Annotated in this window: 12 protein-coding genes; 9 read left to right on the top strand and 3 right to left on the bottom strand. The window is 73.1% G+C overall.

Features of this window, described 5'->3' with window-relative positions; all coding sequences use genetic code 11:
• The first annotated feature begins 9 nt into the window (after positions 1-9).
• From LNW73_RS07540 to LNW73_RS07530, 3 genes are all read left to right on the top strand, one after another.
• The gene (locus LNW73_RS07540) at positions 10-621 is read left to right on the top strand and encodes a TetR/AcrR family transcriptional regulator (RefSeq protein WP_250989411.1); all 612 of its coding nucleotides are present in this window, start codon (positions 10-12) and stop codon (positions 619-621) included.
• Between the two features lie 24 nt (positions 622-645).
• The gene (locus tag LNW73_RS07535) at positions 646-1,332 is read left to right on the top strand and encodes a ribonuclease HII (RefSeq protein WP_250989410.1); all 687 of its coding nucleotides are present in this window, start codon (positions 646-648) and stop codon (positions 1,330-1,332) included.
• 258 nt (positions 1,333-1,590) lie between these two features.
• Entirely contained in the window at positions 1,591-2,049 is a 459-nt protein-coding gene (locus tag LNW73_RS07530) for a hypothetical protein (protein ID WP_250989409.1), read from the top strand.
• 12 nt (positions 2,050-2,061) lie between these two features.
• On the opposite strand, the gene LNW73_RS07525 is transcribed toward LNW73_RS07530, so the two are convergent.
• On the bottom strand, positions 2,062-2,652 hold the full coding sequence (locus LNW73_RS07525) for a hypothetical protein (protein WP_250989408.1): 591 nt from the start codon (positions 2,650-2,652) through the stop codon (positions 2,062-2,064).
• A 198-nt stretch (positions 2,653-2,850) separates the two neighbouring features.
• Entirely contained in the window at positions 2,851-5,031 is a 2,181-nt protein-coding gene (locus LNW73_RS07520) for a RecQ family ATP-dependent DNA helicase (RefSeq protein WP_250978084.1), read from the bottom strand.
• A 133-nt stretch (positions 5,032-5,164) separates the two neighbouring features.
• On the opposite strand from LNW73_RS07520, the gene LNW73_RS07515 reads away from it, so the two are divergent.
• Positions 5,165-6,394 carry a DUF4192 domain-containing protein gene (locus tag LNW73_RS07515; RefSeq protein WP_250989407.1) on the top strand — a complete coding sequence of 410 codons (1,230 nt, stop codon included), beginning with the start codon at positions 5,165-5,167 and terminating at the stop codon, positions 6,392-6,394.
• Here LNW73_RS07515 and LNW73_RS07510 read toward each other — a convergent pair.
• Positions 6,306-7,616 (bottom strand): alpha/beta fold hydrolase, encoded by a 1,311-nt coding sequence (locus tag LNW73_RS07510; protein ID WP_250989406.1) that lies wholly within the window; start codon positions 7,614-7,616, stop codon positions 6,306-6,308. The two genes, LNW73_RS07515 and LNW73_RS07510, sit on opposite strands and share 89 nt — an antisense overlap.
• 104 nt (positions 7,617-7,720) lie before the next feature.
• On the opposite strand from LNW73_RS07510, the gene LNW73_RS07505 reads away from it, so the two are divergent.
• The 5 genes from LNW73_RS07505 to LNW73_RS07485 all read left to right on the top strand — a co-directional run bounded on the left by LNW73_RS07505 (position 7,721) and on the right by LNW73_RS07485 (position 15,388).
• The gene (locus LNW73_RS07505) at positions 7,721-9,730 is read left to right on the top strand and encodes a glycogen debranching N-terminal domain-containing protein (protein ID WP_374118053.1); all 2,010 of its coding nucleotides are present in this window, start codon (positions 7,721-7,723) and stop codon (positions 9,728-9,730) included.
• Positions 9,731-10,001: 271 nt separating this feature from the next.
• A complete protein-coding gene (locus LNW73_RS07500; RefSeq protein WP_250989405.1) occupies positions 10,002-10,736 on the top strand; it encodes an NUDIX hydrolase in 735 nt (244 codons plus the stop codon).
• A gap of 22 nt (positions 10,737-10,758) precedes the next feature.
• Positions 10,759-12,510: an ATP-binding cassette domain-containing protein gene (locus LNW73_RS07495; protein ID WP_250989404.1), complete on the top strand. Its 1,752-nt coding sequence runs from the start codon at positions 10,759-10,761 to the stop codon at positions 12,508-12,510.
• A gap of 111 nt (positions 12,511-12,621) precedes the next feature.
• On the top strand, positions 12,622-13,572 hold the full coding sequence (locus LNW73_RS07490; RefSeq protein ID WP_308402049.1) for a FadR/GntR family transcriptional regulator: 951 nt from the start codon (positions 12,622-12,624) through the stop codon (positions 13,570-13,572).
• 259 nt (positions 13,573-13,831) lie between these two features.
• The gene (locus tag LNW73_RS07485) at positions 13,832-15,388 is read left to right on the top strand and encodes an RNA polymerase sigma factor (RefSeq protein ID WP_250978089.1); all 1,557 of its coding nucleotides are present in this window, start codon (positions 13,832-13,834) and stop codon (positions 15,386-15,388) included.
• Positions 15,389-15,446: the final 58 nt, after the last annotated feature.

Raw genomic sequence — 15,446 nt, 5'->3', positions numbered from 1 at the left:
GGTTTGTCGATGGGTACTTCGCAGCGAATCCGGTCGGGGGCACCGGTTCTGCCGCGCCGCCGCGGGTCGGTTCTGGAACGCGCGATCCTCGACGCGGCTCTGGAACAGCTGGGTGCCGTCGGCTGGGCCGGGATGACCATGGAGGGCGTCGCGGCGCGCGCCCAGACGGGCAAGGCGGCGCTCTACCGCCGCTGGCCGTCGAAGGAGGCGCTGGTCGCCGACGCGCTGCGGCTCGGACTGCCGCAGATCGGCGCCCCGCCGGACCTGGGCACCCTCCGGGAGGACCTGCTGTGCCTCGTGATGCGGATGCGCGAGGCGATGTACTCACAGGGCGGCATCGCGCTGCGGGTCGTTCTGGACGAGTGCGACCACGCCGCCGCCCAGCCGTTCATCGACCTGATCATCCAGGGCGTGATCGAACCGGGGAAGGAACTCATCCTGGACGTGGTGCGGCGCGGGATCACCCGCGGCACCGTGCGCGCCGACGCCACCGCGGCCATCGTCGCCGACGTGGCGCCCGCCCTGATGATGTACCGCGCCAAGATCGGCGACCACCGGATCGGCGAGCAGGACATGGCCGATCTGGTCGATCATGTGATGCTCCCGCTGCTCCGCCCCTGACAGGGGAGTACCCTGGTCCCCGCCATGCCGTATGAACCTCCCACCCACAGCGTCGAACGCTCCCTGCGCGCCACCCTCGGGGCGAAGATCGTCGCAGGCGTCGACGAAGTGGGCCGTGGCGCCTGGGCCGGGCCCGTCACCGTCTGCGCGGCCGTCACCGGTCTGCGCCGGGCGCCCGAAGGCCTCACCGACTCCAAGCTGATCCCCGCGCCGCGCCGCGCCCCGATGGCCGCGCTGCTGGCCGACTGGGTGACGTCCTACGCCCTCGGCCACGCGAGCGTCGAGGAGGTCGACACCCTCGGCATGACCGCCTCCCTGCGACTGGCGGCGGTCCGCGCGCTCGAAGGACTGCCGGAGCGCCCGGACGCGGTGATCCTGGACGGCAAGCACGACTACCTCGGCGGGCCCTGGCGGGTGCGCACCGTCATCAAGGGCGATCAGTCCTGTGTCTCGGTGGCCGCGGCCTCGGTGATCGCCAAGGTGCACCGCGACGCCGCGATGGCCGAACTGGGCGCGGACCACGCGCTGTTCCGCTTCGCCGACAACGCCGGTTACCCCTCGCCCGTACACCGTGCGGCCCTGGAGGAACTCGGCCCCACACCGCACCACCGGCTGTCCTGGTCGTACCTCGACGCGCTGCCGCGCTGGCGGCACCTGAAGAAGGTCCGGGCTCCCGCTGACCCTGGGGAGCAGCTCGGTTTCGATTTTTGACGACCCACCGCTGCGCAATCGCGGCGTATTTGATAGACATCAGCCCATGCCTCTCATCCCCGAGGAGCCTCAGATTCACGAGAGTGTCCCGGGTCCCCGCTCAGCTCCGGCCGCAGGCCGCAGCGCGTCGACCCCCCGTCCTGTCCCCGGTCCCCGTCCTACCCCCGCCCCGGGCCTCCGCGCGCCGGTCACGCGGCCAACGCCGGGCCCGGCCGGCCCGGTCCGGCCCGTGGGCCCGCCCCGACCGCTTCCGCCACCGTGACGGCCACCACGACGGCCACCGCGCCGTCGGTGCGGCGTCCGTCGGTCGGCACCGGGGGCGTCACCGCCACCGCGCGGATCCAGCTCATCCCGGCCCCGGCCGACGGCGCGATCGACGCCGCCGACGAGGCCGTCGACCTGCTGCTGGACACCGGCCGCGCGCCCGGCGAGATCCTGGTGCTCACCACGGGCGAGCACCACCCGTGGGCCGCACACGAGTTGTCCTTCGGCGAGACGTCCTACTGGTCGCAGCACGACGCGGGTGACGACGTCTTCTACGCCGGCATCACGGCCGAACGTGCCGTCGGCCGTCAGGTCGTGGTCGTCGCGGTCAACGGCGGAACCGCCGAGGCCGCCGCGCTGGGGCTGCCCACCGCGCTGGCCCGCGCCGGCACCCTGCTGATCGTGTGCGGCGACCCCGGGCTGATCAACGGGGCGGTCGCCGCGAAGGCCTGACCGAAGGCCTGGTCAGCGAGCGGCTGTGCGGCGCAGCGCTTCCGGCGCCCCTTGCGGGCGCAGGGCCGCTGCGCCGTCCTGCCGTTCGGTGAAGGGGTGGGAATTCGGGGTGCGGCCACCGCGGTTCTCGCCCAGGACCTGCCAGCCGTCCCGGGTGAGCGTGACGTACGCGCCGCAGCGCAGCCCGTGCAGCATGCACGCGTCGCGCAGGCCCCACATCCACGCGCCGTCCTTCTCGGTCCAGCCGGGAGTGCCGTCGCGGCACAGCAGCAGCACCGCGGTCCGCGCCGGTGCGCGCCGCCGCAGATCGTGCGGGAGCACCCGGCGCAGATGCGCGAGGATCGCGTTGCGGTGCTCCCAGCCGTCGACGACCCCGGTACTGCCGGTGAACGAGGCACTCGCCGCGAGCCGGCCCTCCGGTTCGAACACCGCGACCACGGCGGTGACCGGAGTGGGGAGATGCCGGGACTGCAGATCCTTGACGACCTCACGCGGGTTGGCGAGCAGCGGGATTCCCGCGGCCGTCCACTCGGCTGGTTCCAGGCTGCGGGAGAGTCGGGAGGAGGCACGCGTGGTGGTCTCCGGAGCGAAACCGATGGTCACGTTCCTCCCTTCGGTGGACGCACCCGGCGACCGGGGCGCGGGCGCACGCCGGTCAGGGGGCTCGATGAGCCGGTCGGGGATCCAGCGCCAATTCTTCCCCGCATGGCTGCGAGCGGCAACGGGTACTCGAAGCTTCTGACCGGTTATGGACGCCTGCGTCTGATAGATCCTACTCATCGTCTCAAACGTCGATACCCATCACCCCTGCGCGGCCAGGACCAGCGGGAACACCGCGGTCGCGCCCGCCTTGCGCAGCAGTCGAGCCGCGACGGCCAGAGTCCAGCCCGTGTCGGCCAGATCATCCACGAGCAGCACCGGGCCGGGCGTCGCGGCCAGTGTCGCGGCCAGTTCCGGCGGGACGGTGAACGCGCCGTGCAGCGCCCGCAGCCGCTGTGCGCTGTTGCTGCGCGGTACCCGGCCGGGCCCGTCCTCCATCGTGTACGCGATCTGCCCGAGAAGCGGCATCCGTCCGATCTCGGCGATGCGCGCGCCCAGGGTTCCGATGAGCTGCGGGCGGGTGTGGGACGCGACGGTGACGACGCCGACGGGCCGCTGCGGGGCGTCCGCCTCACCGCTCGCCCACCCGCCATGGCCCTTCGCCCAGTCCGCCAGCACCCGCACCACCGCGTCCGCCGCGTCGCTGGGTACGGCCTGGTCCGGTGCGCCGTCGGCCAGCAGCGGGCGCAGCCGGTTGCCCCATCCGATGTCCGAGAGCCGGCCGAGCGCCCGCCCGGACGCCGCCTGCTCACCGGCCGGGATCCGGCCCTTGAGGTCGAGCCCGATCGCCTGCAGCCCGGTCGGCCACATCTTGCGCGGTTCCACCTCGATGCCGGGACGGCCGAGCGCCGCCCGCGCCGCGTCCAGCGCCGCGCCGGAGACCTCGATGCCGAACCGGGCACCGGCGCAGTTGTCGCAGCGGCCGCACGGCGCGGCCTCCTCGTCGTCCAGCTGGAGCCGCAGGAACTCCATCCGGCAGCTGGTGGCCGACGCGTAGTCGCGCATCGCCTGCTGCTCGGCCTCACGCTGCCGCGCGACCCACGCGTACCGCTCGGTGTCGTACGCCCACGGCTGCCCGGTGGAGGTCCAGCCGCCGCGCACCCGGTGCACCGCCCCGTCCACGTCCAGGACCTTGAGCATGATCTCCAGCCGGGACCGGCGCAGGTCCACCCGCGCCTCCAGCGCCGGGACGGACACCGGGCGTCCCGCGTCGGCCAGCACCTCCAGGGTGCGGCGCACCTGCTCCTCGGTGGGGAACGCGAGGGACGCGAAGTAGCGCCAGATCGCCTCGTCCTCGCGCCCCGGCAGCAGCAGCACCTCCGCGTGGTCCACCCCGCGCCCGGCGCGGCCCACCTGCTGGTAGTAGGCGATGGGGGAGGACGGCGATCCGACGTGCACGACGAATCCGAGGTCCGGCTTGTCGAACCCCATGCCCAGCGCGGACGTCGCGACCAGCGCCTTGACCCGGTTGGCCAGCAGATCCGCCTCGGCCGCCATGCGGTCGGCGTTCTCCGTCTTGCCCGAGTACGAGGCCACCGGGTACCCGCGCTGCCGCAGGAACGCGGTGATCTCCTCGGCGGCGGCGACCGTGAGGGTGTAGATGATGCCGGAGCCCGGCAGGGTGTCGAGATGATCGGCGAGCCAGGCCAGCCGGTGGGCCGCGTCCGGCAGCCGCAGCACCCCGAGCGACAGGCTCTCGCGCTCCAGCGGCCCGCGGAGCACGAGCGCGCCCTCCTCGCCGGTCCCGGCCGTGCCGGTGCCCAGCTGGTCGGCGACGTCCGCGGTGACCCGGGCGTTGGCGGTGGCGGTGGTGGCCAGCACCGGGACCCCCGGCGGCAGGTCCGCCAGCATGGTGCGCAGCCGCCGGTAGTCGGGACGGAAGTCATGGCCCCAGTCGGAGATGCAGTGCGCCTCGTCGACGACCAGCAGCCCGGTCGTCGCCGCGAGCTTGGGCAGCACCTGGTCGCGGAAATCGGGGTTGTTCAGCCGCTCGGGGCTGACCAGCAGCACATCCACGTCGCCCGCCGCGACCTCGGCCTCGATGGTGTCCCACTCCTCGGTGTTCGCCGAGTTGATCGTGCGGGCCCGGATTCCGGCCCGTTCCGCGGCCTCGACCTGGTTGCGCATCAGCGCGAGCAGCGGCGAGACGATCACGGTGGGGCCGCCGCCGCGCTGGCGCAGCAGCGCGGTGGCCACGAAGTACACCGCGGACTTCCCCCAGCCGGTGCGCTGCACGACCAGCGTCCGGCGGCCGTGCGCCACCAGCGCCTCGACCGCCAGCCACTGGTCCTCGCGCAGCCGGGCGGTGCCGGTGGAGTCACCGACGAGGCGGCTCAGAACGGTGTCGGCCGCGGTACGAAGCGCGGTGGGGGAGTCAGTCATGCCCCCCATGCAACCTGATGCCACCGACAACACGCGAACCGCGCACCGAACCTGTGGACAACTCGGCCCCGAAGTTATCCACAGGTTTTTGGGGGGTCTGGCGGAGATCACCGGCCTGCGGGACCGTCGGGCCATGACACAGCACATCGAATCGCCCCGGTCCGAGAACGATCCCAAGGTCACCCTGCGCAGCCCGGCCGACCTGGCCGACGCCCTGCCGTACCTGATGGGATTTCATCCCAGCGACTCCATCGTCATGGTCGCCCTGCACGGCGACCACGGCCGCTTCGGCGGCCGGCTGCGCCTGGGAATTCCCGAGGATTCCGCGGAATGGCCCGAGGTCGCCTCGCAGCTGGCGGACTGTCTGGTGCGGGGCAGCGAGCAGCGCGGTGACCGGGCCGCCTCGATCGTCCTGTTCCTGTGCCAGGACCCGTCGGACACCGAGCGGCCGGCCCAGGTCATGGAGCGCCTGCGGCCGCTGGCGCAGCGGCTGCGCACGGCCTGCGGCGCCCTGGACGTGCCGGTGGTCGAGGCGCTGTGCGTCTCGGCGGGCCGCTGGTGGTCCTACTGCTGCCCCGGCACCGACTGCTGTCCCGCCGACGGCTTCACCATCGCGACCTCGGGCGACTCCGTGATGGCCGCGGCCGCCGCGTACGCCGGCATCAACGTGCGCGGTTCGCTGCGGGACATGGAGTCCCGGCTCGTCCCGTCGGTCACCGAGCGGACCGCCGGGCAGGCACGGGCGCTCGACATGGCCTGCGCCGAACTCGTCCCGCGGATCCTGGACGTGGGCGACTGCGAGGTCGTACGGCACCGGACGCTGACCCTGGTCGGCGCGGCGCTCGAACGCTTCCGCGCCAACCCGGCGGACGGGGACGCGAGCCGCAGTGACCAGCGTGATGACGCGCTGCTTGGCGACGACGAGGCCGCCGAGATCATCCTGGGCCTGCAGGACCGCGCCGCGCGGGACCGGGCGGCGGAGTGGATGGAGCCGCCGCACACCGACCCCGCGCTGCGCCTGTGGCGGGCCCTGGCCCGGCGGTGCGTCGGACCGTACGAGGACCATGCCGCCGCTCCGCTGACCCTGGCCGGCTGGGTCGCCTGGGCGTCCGGGGACGAACCGGAGGCGCGCGTCGCGCTCGGCCGCGCGCTCGACCTCGATCCGGGATACACCTTCGCCCGGCTGCTCCATCACTCGGTGAACGAGGGACTCGATCCCGAGCCGCTGCGCCAGTGCCTGCGCCAGGAGCGGCGGCAGCGGGTGATCGACGCGTCTAAAGCTCGCCGCGGACCAGTCGGATCAGCCGGTCGAGGACCCGGCCGCCGCTCACCCGGAGACCGTCGTGCTCGTACTCGTCGGTGACCCAGGTGCGCAGACCGCGCACCGCGCGCGCGGTGGCCAGCGAATCGGCGGTGTCGACGTACATGTCGTCGTGGTAGACCGCCGCCGCCACCGGCACCTCGTTGCGGGCCAGCTGAGCCGGGTCGTACAGGTCAGGCCAGCCCTCGCGCAGCGCCAGCCGGTCGGCCGCGGCGCGGAGCGGGACGAGCGCGGGGTCGCCGGTGAACATCCAGGGGTAGATCATCTCGCCGGTGAACAGCACCGGTCCCTGGCCCGCCAGCGCCTTGTCCACGTCGAACTGGGGGAACTCCAGATGTGCGGCCTGCGCCGCCCAGCCGGTGCCCGCGGCCGACACCGAGCGCTGCCCGTAGATCGACTCGTGGAGCACGGCGTACAGCGGATTGGCCGCGAACGACAGATGACCCTGCGCCTCGGCGAGGAAGCCGTCCGAGAGCACCGGGCCGTCCGTGCCAGGCAGGAAGGCGTCCTCCAACAGGTAGTGCAGGGTGTGCGAGCCGGTGCCCGTGCCCAGCATCAGACCCAGCGACTGGAACGCCTCCGCGGTGAACCGACCGCCGTCCGGCAGCGTCACGTCGTGGTCGCGCAGATGGCGGGCGACGGAGCGCGCGGCCTCCACGTCCCCGGGATAACGGTCGTAGTGCTCGGTGTTCTTGCGCTCCACCCGGGGGAACGCCGAGCGGTAGACGTCGCCGGCGCTGCTGCGCAGCCCCGGCAGACCGCCGGTGATGAACGCCTCCCGCAGACCGTCGGGGGCCAGCGACAGATAGGTCAGCGCGCAGAAGCCGCCGAAACTCTGCCCCAGCAGGCTCCACCGGCCCTCGGCGCCGAGCAGTTCACGGCGGATCAGTTCGCAGTCCCGCACGATGGAGTCGGCCCGGAAGTGCGCGAGATACTCCGACTGGGCGGCGCCGTCGCCGCGCGCGGGCAGGGTCTGCCGGTTGGCGGGGGTGGACCGGCCGGTGCCGCGCTGGTCGAGCAGCAGGACCCGGTAGTCGTCCAGGGCCCGGGTCAGCCAGCCGTCCCGGCCGAGCGGGCGCGGGGAGCGACCGCCGGGACCGCCCTGCAGGAACAGCAGCCACGGCAGCGGCTCGCCCTCCCGGCCCGCGGCCACGACTTCACGGGCGTACACCTGGATCCGCTCCCCGGTGGGGGCAGCGTGGTCGAGCGGTACGTCGAAAGCGTGGTCGGTCACAACGGTGCCGGGCTGGCGGTACACGGCCATGGCGTCTCTTTCCGGTGGTGCGGGCGGATACCGGGGAAGCGATCCCTGTCCAGGAACGGTAGACGGGCCGTGACCCGGGTGCCCACACGGCCGTTCACCGGGATGTGAACCCGCCGCCGACCGCCCCGACCGTTCCCGCTCCCACCGCCCTGACCAGGCCCGCTTCCGGCCCGCAGCCCGTGCACACCTCGGTGATCTGTGTCGCCGCCCCTTCGCTCGTCGTCTCCGCCGAGGACGGACAGCTGCGAGGACAGGGGCTCGACGGTTTCTACCAGGAGGGCCGGCGGGTGCTGGCGCGCTGCGAGGTGCGGCTCGCGGGAGCCGAGCCGATCCCCGTGCTGGGCACGCTGCTCAGCGCGGACCGGGCGCGGTTCGTGGCGGTGGTCAGGATCCCGGGTGATACCGGTCCCGATCCGGCGGTCACGGTGGAGCGGCTGCGGGACGCCGACGGTACCGAGCGGATCACCGTGCTCAACACCGGGCCGGCCGTGCTCCGGCTGCCGCTCGAAGTGGCACTGGGCACCGACCTCGCCGAACTCGGCGCGGCGGCCGCGGGGCGGGCGGGGCCCGATCTGCCGGCCAGCGTCTGTGACGCGGGGCTGCGCTGGTCGCATGCCGGCATCGGGGTCAGGGTCACCGCACGGCCGGCCCCCGCCGGCGTGCTGGCTTCGGCCGGCGTGCTGCGCTGGGAGCTGGCGGTGCCGCCCGGGGCCGCCCGGACCTTCGAACTGCGGGTGTCCCGGGAATCCGTGGCGCACGGGTCCGCGGTCTCCGCGCCCGTGCGCGGTGACCGGGCGCCCGTGCCCTGGTCCGCGGCGGAGTTGTCCGGCGACGACGCCAGGGGTGAGGCGCTGCTGCGGGGCAGTTTGGACGGCCTGCGGGCGCTGCTGCTGCGCGACCCGGCCCGGCTCGCCGACGTCCATGTGGCGGCGGGCGCCCCCTGGCGGATGGGACTGGCGCCCGCCGACGCGCTGTGGGCGGCCCGGATGCTGCTGCCGCTCGGCACCCGGCTGGCCGCCGGCACCCTGCGTACCCTCGCGCGGCTCCAGGACCGGGACAGCGGCCGGATCCCGGGTGTGCTGCGGCACGCGGGACCGCATCTGCCGCCCACCTGCTCCGGTGTCGAGGCCACCCTGCTGTTCGTCACCGTCCTGGCGGAGGCCCGGCGCTGGGGGATGCCGGAACGGGAGGCCGAGCTGCTGCTGCCCGCCGCCGAGCGCTGCCTCGGCTGGCTGCGCACGGTCGCCGACGCGGCGGGCTATGTGCCGGATCCCGCCCCCGGCGGCCCGCTCCGCTGCGAGGTGCAGGCCCACGCCCACCGGGCCGCGCTGCACGGCGCCGACCTCCTCGACGCGTACGGCCGCCCCGGAGCCGGCGCGTGGCGCGAGTACGCGGCGGGGCTGCGCGGGCGGTTCCAGGAGGACTTCTGGGTCGAAGACCGCGGCGGCGGCCGGCCCGCCGCCGCGCTCACCCCCGGCGGCCGGCAGGTGATCCATCTCGGCTCGGCCGCGGTCCATCTGCTCGACACCGGGCTGCTCGGCGGCGGCACGCTCGCCGAGGGGCTGCTCGGCAAGGCGCGGACCGGGCAGCTGGCGCGGCTGCTCGGAGCCCCCGATCTCGACTCCGGATGGGGTCTGCGGACGCTCTCGGCCAGAGCGCCGGGACACAGTCCGTTCGGCCACCGGGGTGGTGCGGTGCGGGTCCATGAGAGCGCCCTCGCCGTGTCGGGGCTGGCCGCCGCCGGATACGAGAGGGAGGCGGGCGCCCTCCTGCGCGGTGTCCTGGACGCCGCCGGGACCTTCGGACGGCAACTGCCCGAGATGTACGCGGGCGAACAGCGCGCCGCCGACCGGACACCGCTGCCGCACCCCACCGCCTGCCGTCCGTCCGCTGTCGCCGCCGCGGGCGCCGTCCATCTGCTGACCTCGCTCGCGGGAGTACGCCCCGACGCTCCCGGCGGCGTCGTCGCGGTACGGCCGATGAGTACCGCTCCGCTGGGCGCGGTGCGCTTCTCGGGGCTGCGGGTGGACGAGCAGCCGTTCGCGGTGCGGGTCAGCAGGCTCGGCATGGCGATGGTCGAGGAGGCCGCCCCCGCCCTCCAGCTCGGCGCGTGACCGGCGGCGCTGCCCGCAGGGCCTGCAGGCGGTCTACAGACGGACCCCAGGCGGATCATCGCAGGCGGATCGCAGGCGCCCGGTGCGGCCATCGGGGTGCGCCCGTCGGCGTGTCGTCCCTGGGCGGCACCCAGCACCGCCCCCCCGGGCGACACCCCGGCACCCCTGTGGCCTGTGGGGTGGACCGTGGCGGGGGAGACGGGGTGAAACAAGGGCGGGTGCAGGGGGCCATCCTGCTGTTTATCGTCAGGCAGACGACTATGATCGCGCCATGTCGCCCTACGACCCGTCGGCCTTTCCACCCTTCGCCGTCACCGTCGACCTGGTCGTGCTCACGGTGCGGGACCACGCCCTGTGCGCGCTGGCCGTCCGCCGGGGCGAGCCGCCCTACCAAGGGCGCTGGGCGCTGCCCGGCGGGTTCGTCAGAGCGGACGAGGACCTGTCCCAGGCCGCGGCCCGTGAACTCGCCGAGGAGACCGGCCTGCGCGCCCAGAGCGGCGCGCATCTGGAACAGCTGGCCACGTACGGCGACCCGCACCGCGACCCCCGGATGCGGGTGGTCAGCGTCGCCCATCTCGTCCTGGCGCCCGATCTGCCCGCGCCCCGCGCGGGCGGCGACGCGCGCAGCGCCCGCTGGGCCCCGGTCGGCTCACTCCTGGAGCAGGACGGTCTCGACACGGCGGGCGAGGCCGCTCCGCTGGCCTTCGACCACGCGCGGATCCTGGCCGACGGTGTCGAGCGTGCCAGGTCGAAGATCGAGTACTCCTCGCTGGCAACCGCCTTCTGCCCGCCCGAGTTCACCGTCGGTGAGCTGCGGCGGGTGTACGAGGCGGTGTGGGGGGTGGCCCTCGATCCCCGCAACTTCCACCGCAAGGTGACGGGCACCGTCGGATTCCTCGTACCGACCGGCGGTACGACGACCCGTCAGGGCGGCCGCCCCGCCCAGTTGTTCCAGGCCGGAGGGGCTGCTCTGCTCAATCCGCCCATGTTGCGACCAGAGGTCTGATTTCGGGCGTTATGGTGCAAGGGTGATCCAGGCCATCGGATTGACCAGCATGCCCCGCCGTAACGGTCCGCCCGCGGTCGACGACCTCACCTTCGAGGTCCGCCCCGGGCAGGTCACCGGCCTGCTCGGCGCGCCGGGCGCGGGAAAATCGACCACGCTGCGCCTGATGCTCGAACTCGAGGCGGGCCGGGGTGTCACTCTCTTCAACGGCACCCCCCTGCACGGGGTCCGGCACCCGAGCCGCGAGGTCGGCATCCTCCTGGGCGATGTGCCGGGGCATCCCGGCCGCACCGCGCGGAACCATCTCCGCATGCTCACCGCCGCACTCGGCGTGCCGGCGGAGCGGGCGGACCAAGTGCTCGACGTCGTCGGCCTCACCGGCCTCGCGGACCAGCGGCTGAGCACCTACTCGCTGGGCATGGACCGGCGGCTCGGTCTCGGCGCGGCGCTCCTCGCCGAACCTCGGACCCTCTTCCTGGACGAACCGTCGTTCGGTCTGACGCCCCGTGAAGCCGCCTGGGTGCACGCGCTGCTGCGGGCCTACGCGGCCGACGGCGGAGCCGTCCTGGTCACCGGGCGCGATGCCAAGGCGATGGCCAGGACCTCCGACCGGGTCGTCACGATCGACGGTGGCCGACTGGTGGCGGACCAGTCCGCCGAGGAGTTCACCCGCACCCGGCTGCGCCCGCACGTGGCCGTCCACTCCCCGCACGCCCAGCGGCTCGCCGGCGTACTGACCGACGGCGGCGCCGAGATCGCCACGGCGACCGGCAGCCGTCTGGTGATCTACGGCACCACCTCCGCGCACATCGGGGAGATCGCCTACCGGAACGGCATCCTGCTCCACCGGCTGGCCGACGAGGTCGCCGACCTCGGCCCGGTCGCCCCGCTGAGCCGCGCCGACGGTCGCGGACCCGCGGCGCCCCCGGCGGACCCCGCCGAGGCGCCTCCGGGGGAGTCCGCCGAACCCGCCAGGATCCCCGCGCCGTCCAGAGGGGTCGTCGCGCCGGTCACCCCCGCCCAGCCGCTCCGGTACGAACTGCGCCGGCTCGGCGGAATCCGCACCCCGTGGTGGATCGCCGCGCTCTCCCTGCTCGCCTCGGTGGCCGGCGCCCTGGTTCTCTCGCGCACCGGGGCGACCTCGGCGCTGTCGATGATGTCCGGCTGGGTGCGGCAACTTCCGCTGCCCCCGGCCGCGATGGGCGCCGGTCTGCTGGGCGCGCTCGCCTACGGGCAGGAGTTCCGCTACCCGGCGCTGGCGCCCGCCCAGGTGCCGGTGCCCCGGCGGCTGCGGCTGCTCGTCGCCAAGATGCTGGTGAGCGGTGCGGCGGCGCTGCTGCTCGCGGCCGTGGCCGCGGTGCTCGACACCGTCGTGCTCCGCACGATCCTCGGTCCCGGCGCGGTGCCGCTGCCCACCGACCGGCCCACGCAGGCGGCCGGCTGGGCGGCGCTGGCCGTCGGCTGCGCCTGGGCCGGGCTGCTGGCCGCCGGGCTCTTCCGCACCACCGCGCTCGGTGTGACGGCGGTGCTGGCGGTCCCGCTGGTCGTGGCCCCCGCGGTGGCGCTGGCGGTCCGCAGTCGCGCGGGAAGCCATCTCATCGAGGCGGCAGGGGCGCTGCTCAGCGTCCTCGGCGGCTGGCCCGGAGGCGTCGGCAGCACCGCGGCGGGGGTCACCGGGAGGGCCCTCCAACCGGTCGGCTGCGCCTTCGTGTTGTCGCTCACCGTGTTGCTGTGCGCCCACCTCGCAACGGTGTTGCGGGGGCGCGGACGTTGACGCCGCCCAACTCGCGGTCGGATAAACGGAACTGTCCCGCTGGCCTGTCATGCAGGGCGTTTCATTCCGATAAAGCGTCAATTATCAGGTGATGAGCGCTCACCCTTTCGTGTGCTTTTCAGCAAAGCCCTCAAGGCCCGCCGTGGCATCGCCGACAAAGGATGCGTGAGTACCCTTGCGCACACCCTGATGACCACGGCTCGTTCCGCCGACTCCAGCATCGTCGGCCCGGCCGAGCTCGACCGCTACTCGTATGCCGACGCCTCAGGTGTCGACCGCCCCGGCCTTCCCTCCTGGGACGGCGCCGACTCGGACATGGGCCGCGTCGGCCGCAGGGCCGGCGGCAGCCGTGGCCGCGGGCTGCACGGCCAACTCGTCCAGCAGCTCGGACAGATGATCGTCTCCGGCGACCTGGGCGCCGACCGGCCGCTCGTCCCCGAGGAGATCGGTCAGCGTTTCGAGGTCTCCCGCACCGTGGTGCGCGAGTCCCTGCGCGTCCTTGAGGCCAAGGGCCTGGTCAGCGCCAGGCCCAACGTCGGGACCCGGGTCCGCCCGGTCGCCGACTGGAACCTGCTGGACCCCGACATCATCGAATGGCGGGCCTTCGGCCCGCAGCGTGACGACCAGCGCCGGGAACTGTTCGAGCTGCGCTGGACCATCGAGCCGCTCGCCGCACGGCTCGCCGCCGGCCACGGCCGCGAGGACGTCCAGCAGCGCCTCTCCGACATGGTGGAGATCATGGGGCACGCCGCCGCCCAGGGCGACTCCCTGACGTTCTCCCGGGCGGACGCCGAGTTCCACTCCCTGCTCCTGCAGGTGGCCGGGAACCGGATGCTCGAGCACCTCGCCGGCATCGTCTCCTCCGCCCTGCACGTCTCGGGCGGCCCGGTCACCGGCTGCGAGCGGCCCGGCGAGCCCGCCGTGACCCTGCACCGGCGGATCGTCGACGCGCTCGCGTCGGGCGACGGCGCCGGCGCCGAGGCCACGATGCGCCAGCTGCTCGCCGTGCACACCGAGGTCGCCGCGACCGACCACGTCGTCCCGGCGCCGCGCGAGCACTGACCGTACGGCCGAACCGCAGCCGGCCCCGGACCCGACGGTCCGGGGCCGGCGGCAGCCCATGCGCGAAGAGTGTCCCGCTATCTGATAAGTACAGTTGGTATGGGGTGTGACTCGGGCCACGTGGGCCGGGCGTAACGCTTGGCGAGGCAGCGCGATGACTTAAGAGGTGATGGCCGCACAAGGAATAGCAGCGAGAGTTCTGACGCTGTGTTCCTGAGCGGTTCCACCGAGTCGTTCCCATCGTTCCGAGAGGTTGTTCGTGTCGGCCAGCACATCCCGTACGCTCCCGCCGGAGATCGCCGAGTCCGAGTCTCTGATGGCGCTCATCGAGCGGGGTAAGGCTCAGGGGCAGATCGCCGGCGACGACGTGCGTCGGGCCTTCGAAGCGGACCAGATTCCGGCAACCCAGTGGAAGAACGTTCTGCGCAGCCTCAACCAGGTCCTCGATGAGGAAGGTGTGACGCTGATGGTCAGTGCCGCTGAGGAGCCCAAGCGCACTCGGAAGAGCGTCGCAGCCAAGAGCCCGGCGAAGCGCACCGCCACCAAGACGGTCGTCACCAAGGCCACCGTCGCCAAGAAGACCGTCGCCGCCAAGGCCGCCACCGCTCCCGCGGGGGCTGTCGAGGCCGAGACGGTGGATTCGGTCGAAGAATCCGACGCACCCGCCGCGAAGACGGCGGCCAAGAAGACGGCGGTCAAGAAGACCGCCGCCAAGAAGACGGCGGCCAAGAAGACCGCCGCCAAGAAGACCTCGGGCGACGACGAGGCCGCCGACGGTGAAGAAGCCGACGAGACGACCACGCCCGGCAAGGGTGACGAGGAGTCGGACAAGCCCGAGTCCGAGAGCTTCGTGCTCTCCGACGACGACGAGGACGACGCTCCCGCCCAGCAGGTCGCGGTGGCCGGTGCCACCGCCGACCCGGTCAAGGACTACCTGAAGCAGATCGGCAAGGTTCCGCTGCTCAACGCGGAGCAGGAGGTCGAGCTCGCCAAGCGCATCGAGGCCGGCCTGTTCGCGGAGGACAAGCTGGCGGCGGCTGACAAGCTCGCTCCCAAGCTCAAGCGCGAGCTGGAGATCATCGCCGAGGACGGCCGCTGGGCCAAGAACCACCTGCTGGAGGCCAACCTCCGTCTCGTGGTCTCGCTGGCCAAGCGTTACACCGGCCGCGGCATGCTCTTCCTGGACCTGATCCAGGAGGGCAACCTGGGCCTGATCCGTGCGGTCGAGAAGTTCGACTACACGAAGGGTTTCAAGTTCTCCACGTACGCCACGTGGTGGATCCGCCAGGCGATCACCCGCGCGATGGCCGACCAGGCCCGCACCATCCGTATCCCGGTGCACATGGTCGAGGTCATCAACAAGCTGGCCCGCGTGCAGCGCCAGATGCTCCAGGACCTGGGCCGCGAGCCCACCCCGGAGGAGCTGGCCAAGGAACTCGACATGACCCCCGAAAAGGTCATCGAGGTCCAGAAGTACGGCCGTGAGCCGATCTCCCTCCACACCCCGCTGGGTGAGGACGGCGACAGCGAGTTCGGAGACCTCATCGAGGACTCCGAGGCGGTCGTGCCGGCCGACGCGGTCAGCTTCACGCTCCTGCAGGAGCAACTGCACTCGGTGCTCGACACCCTGTCCGAGCGGGAGGCGGGCGTGGTCTCCATGCGCTTCGGCCTCACGGACGGGCAGCCGAAGACGCTCGACGAGATCGGCAAGGTCTACGGGGTCACGCGCGAGCGGATCCGCCAGATCGAGTCGAAGACGATGTCGAAGCTTCGGCACCCGTCGCGCTCGCAGGTGCTGCGCGACTATCTGGACTGATCCTTCCGAATCCAGCGGATGCGGCCTCCGGTCCTATGGATCACTCTGGGTTTCCAGA

Origin of the sequence: Streptomyces sp. RKAG337 (genome assembly GCF_023701715.1) — a bacterium.
Classification (GTDB): Bacteria; Actinomycetota; Actinomycetes; order Streptomycetales; family Streptomycetaceae; genus Actinacidiphila.
This window is presented reverse-complemented; position numbering and strand designations above follow the sequence as displayed.

Bases quoted from the DNA above. Each gene is read 5' to 3' on its own strand.
- LNW73_RS07540 (WP_250989411.1), top strand. From the start codon at position 10: ATGGGTACTTCGCAGCGAATCCGGTCGGGGGCACCGGTTCTGCCGCGC.
- LNW73_RS07535 (WP_250989410.1), top strand. From the start codon at position 646: ATGCCGTATGAACCTCCCACCCACAGCGTCGAACGCTCCCTGCGCGCC.
- LNW73_RS07520 (WP_250978084.1), bottom strand. From the start codon at position 5,031: ATGACTGACTCCCCCACCGCGCTTCGTACCGCGGCCGACACCGTTCTG.
- LNW73_RS07515 (WP_250989407.1), top strand. From the start codon at position 5,165: ATGACACAGCACATCGAATCGCCCCGGTCCGAGAACGATCCCAAGGTC.
- LNW73_RS07510 (WP_250989406.1), bottom strand. From the start codon at position 7,616: ATGGCCGTGTACCGCCAGCCCGGCACCGTTGTGACCGACCACGCTTTC.
- LNW73_RS07500 (WP_250989405.1), top strand. From the start codon at position 10,002: ATGTCGCCCTACGACCCGTCGGCCTTTCCACCCTTCGCCGTCACCGTC.